Here is a 3,327-nt window from a genome sequence, read left to right as displayed (position 1 = left end):
GGGTGTCCCGGTTGGAGTCGGGCCTGGCGCCGGGCACCAGGGACACCGCGCCCCGCCGCCGCTCCGGCTCGCCGCCGGGCGCGGCAGCCGGTACCGGCTCCGCGTCCGCCGCCTCGTCCTCGGGGTCCGGCTCGTCCACGTCCAGCGGCGGCAGGCCCGCCAGGCCCGGCAGCTGCTCGCGCAGCCGCGAAGCCAGCTCCGAGGCGCGCAGCCGGGAGGCGGGCGCCTTGGCGAGGCACTGCACGATCAGCTGCCACAGCTCCTCGGGGATGCCGGGCAGCGGCACGACGGTCTCGGTGACGTGGCGGCGCAGCACCGCGCCGGGGTGGCCGCCGCCGAACGGGGTGAACCCGGCCAGCAGCTCGTACAGGACCGTCGCCAGGGCGTAGATGTCCACGGCGGCGCGGGGCGGCAGGCCCTCGACGATCTCGGGGGCCAGGTAGTCCGGCGTGCCGATGATCTTCGTGGCCCGGGTCCGCTTCGGGGTGTCGATCAGCTTGGCGACACCGAAGTCGGTGAGCAGCGCCGGGTGGGCCCCGCCGGGGCCGAGCGGGCCCTGCATGTCCAGCAGGATGTTCTCGGGCTTGACGTCCCGGTGCACGACGCCGGCCGCGTGGGCCGCCGCCAGCGCGTCGGCGACGTCGGCGACGATCGCCACGGCCGCCTCGGGGGCGAGCCGCCGCTCGCGCTCCAGGCGGGTGCGCAGGTCGGTGCCGCGCACCAGGTCCATGACCAGGGCCAGGTCGTTGCCGTCGACCACCAGGTCGCGCACGGACACGATGTGCGGGTGCTCCAGGCCGAGCAGCGCGGTGCGCTCCTGCACGAAGCGTCCGACCAGCTCCTGGTCGGAGGCGAGGTCCTCGCGCAGCAGCTTGACGGCGACGGGCCCCTCGGGTCCCTCGCCGAGCCACACCGTGCCGGCGCTGCCCCGCCCCAGGATCTGGTTCGCGGTGTACCGGCTGCCGATCTTCCGTGCCAAGACTGCTCCTACAGACGCGTGTTGTCGCTAAAACTACGCGTCCGGAGAGCCAACCTTCACCGCGGAGACGGAAATCACCCGCCAGATGTCGACAAATCCGCAAACCCGTGGTCAGTTCCCGGTGTCCGACGAGCCGCCGCCCGAGGAGCCGCCCAGGTCCTTGATCCAGTGGCCCAGCTGGCCCGCCCAGTGGGACACCTCGTGCCAGTAGCCGCGGCCCTGGCCGATCCAGGTGTGCAGCGGGGTCAGCTCGTAGACCAGCCAGCTCGCCACGACCAGGATGACGATCGTGAACAGGCAGCCCTTCAGGCAGCCCAGCCCGGGGATCTTCATCGGGTTGGCGCTGCGCTGCCGCGGCGCCCGGGGCTCGCGCGCGGGCCGCTGCGGCTCCGGCGCGGGCGGCGCGTACCGCTGCGGCTCCCGGGGCGGGGCGTACTGCTGGGGCTGCTGCTGCGGCGCATAGCCGTAGCCCTGCTGGTAGCCCTGCTGCCGGCCGCGCGGCTGCGGCTGCTGGGGGCGGCCCTGGGGGGCCTGGCGCGGCTGCTGCTGCGGCCGGGCGACCTGCCGCTGGGGGCGGCGGCGCAGCGGGTCCTCGTTCGGGTCGAGGTACTGGACCTGCGTCTGCTCGTTGCGGTCGCGGGCGGCGCGCAGCTGGGTCTGCCAGGGGTGCGGCTGCTCGGGCCCGCGTCCCTGCGGGCCCGTGTTCGGCAGCACGGCCGTCGGGTCGGCGGCGCCCGTGTTCGGCAGCACGGCCGTGGGGTCGGCGGCGCCGACGGGGTTGCCGGTGTGCGGCAGCACGCTGGTCGCCGCGTTCGGGTCGTACGCCCCCTGCGGCGCGTTCGTCGGCAGCACCTGGGTGGGGTCGGCGGCACCGGGCACACCCGGGACGGCGGCCGGGGCCGGATCGGGCGCGAGCAGCGCGCCGACGCCCTCGGCGGCGGCGATCTGGGCGGCGTTCGCGTGCACGCCGACGCCCTCGGCGACGACCCGCAGGCCGCGCGCCAGGTTCTCGGCGCTGGGCCGCTCGTCGGGGTTCTTGCGCAGGCAGCGCTCTATGACCGTCCACAGCGGGTCCGGGACGGTCGAGGGGCGGCGGGGCTCGGCGCTCAGGTGCTGGTGGAGCACCTCGAGTGCGGTACCGCCGGAGAACGGCGGGTGCCCGGTGACCAGTTCGTACAGCAGGATGCCGGCGCCGTAGATGTCCACGGCGGAGGTCTGCGGGCGGCCCTCGGCGGACTCCGGCGCGACGTACGCGGGCGTGCCGACGAACTCCTGGGTGCGGGTCAGGCCCGGGGAGTCGGCGAGACGGGCGATGCCGAAGTCGGTCAGCATCGGGTGCATCTGGCCGTCGTGCTGCATGAGCAGCACGTTCGCGGGCTTCAGGTCGCGGTGGACGACGCCGTCGGCGTGGCTCGCGGCGAGCGCGTCGGCGATCTGGGCCGTCATCAGCGCGGCGGCGACCGGCGAGAGGGGGCCGTTCTCGCGCAGGTAGCGGTGCAGGTCGGGGCCGTCGACGAGGTCCATGACCAGCGCGAGCAGGTCGCCCTCGACGACCAGGTCGCGGACCCGGACGATGTTCGGGTGGGTCAGGCGGAGCAGCACGGAGCGCTCCCGCAGGAAGCGCATCACGATGTCCGGATCGCTCGCCAGCTCTTCCTTCAGGACCTTGATCGCGACCGTCTCGCCCGGCTGCCCCGGCACGGCCGCCTCGGCGCCCGCGGTCTCGCGCTGGCGGGCACGCCAGACGGTGCCTGTGGCGCCGCGTCCGAGCGGCTCCTCAAGCAGGTACTTGCTGCCGACTGGCCGCACGTCACGCGCTCCCTGCTGCTTGCTGCTGCTTGCTTGGCTGCATTCCGGTTGTCCCGAACCACTGTAGTGCCGCCCTTCGGAGCACTACGTAATCGTCCCCGAGCATGTTCGAAGGAAAGACGCACGTGTTTGGCTCCTGGTTGCCGTGATGCGGACGTGACCGATCTCAACTGATCGCCGGTGCGGTCCTGGTCAGGAACTTTTGCGGGCAGAGCCGACCAATCAAGATCACTTCTCACCGGGTGCCGGGCGCGCTGTCGGTGGCAGGTGCGAGGATGCCTGTCAGTACTGGCCGACGTGCTCGTGCGGGGTGGGGGGAAGTCCGCACCCGCGCTGCCCCGCGCTGACCCGCGCAGCCCGCGCAGAAGGGACCGCTGACGCCGATGCAGATCCGGCTGACCGTCGTAGACCCGCTGGGGCCGTCCGCGCAGCGGGGCCGCGCCGCGAGCCGCGACGTCCTGGTCACGGCGCCCGCGGGCACGGACCTCGCCGCGGTCGCGTCGGCACTGGCCGGGGCGGTCACCGGGGAGGGCGGCGCG

Annotated in this window: 2 protein-coding genes; both read right to left on the bottom strand. The window is 74.2% G+C overall.

Annotated features, from left to right (window positions below; all coding sequences use genetic code 11):
• The coding region (locus ACLU3S_RS36395) for a serine/threonine-protein kinase (protein WP_413956254.1) at positions 1-979 on the bottom strand (979 nt) is incomplete at its 3' end.
• A gap of 111 nt (positions 980-1,090) precedes the next feature.
• Complete coding sequence (locus tag ACLU3S_RS36390) at positions 1,091-2,788, bottom strand: serine/threonine-protein kinase (RefSeq protein WP_413956253.1); 1,698 nt, start codon at positions 2,786-2,788, stop codon at positions 1,091-1,093.
• Positions 2,789-3,327 lie beyond the last annotated feature (539 nt).

The sequence above is a fragment of the Streptomyces sp. AF1A genome (assembly GCF_047340315.1).
Classification (GTDB): domain Bacteria; phylum Actinomycetota; class Actinomycetes; order Streptomycetales; family Streptomycetaceae; genus Streptomyces.
Note: the sequence above shows the minus strand (reverse complement) of the source record. Positions and strands in the feature narration are given on the sequence as shown.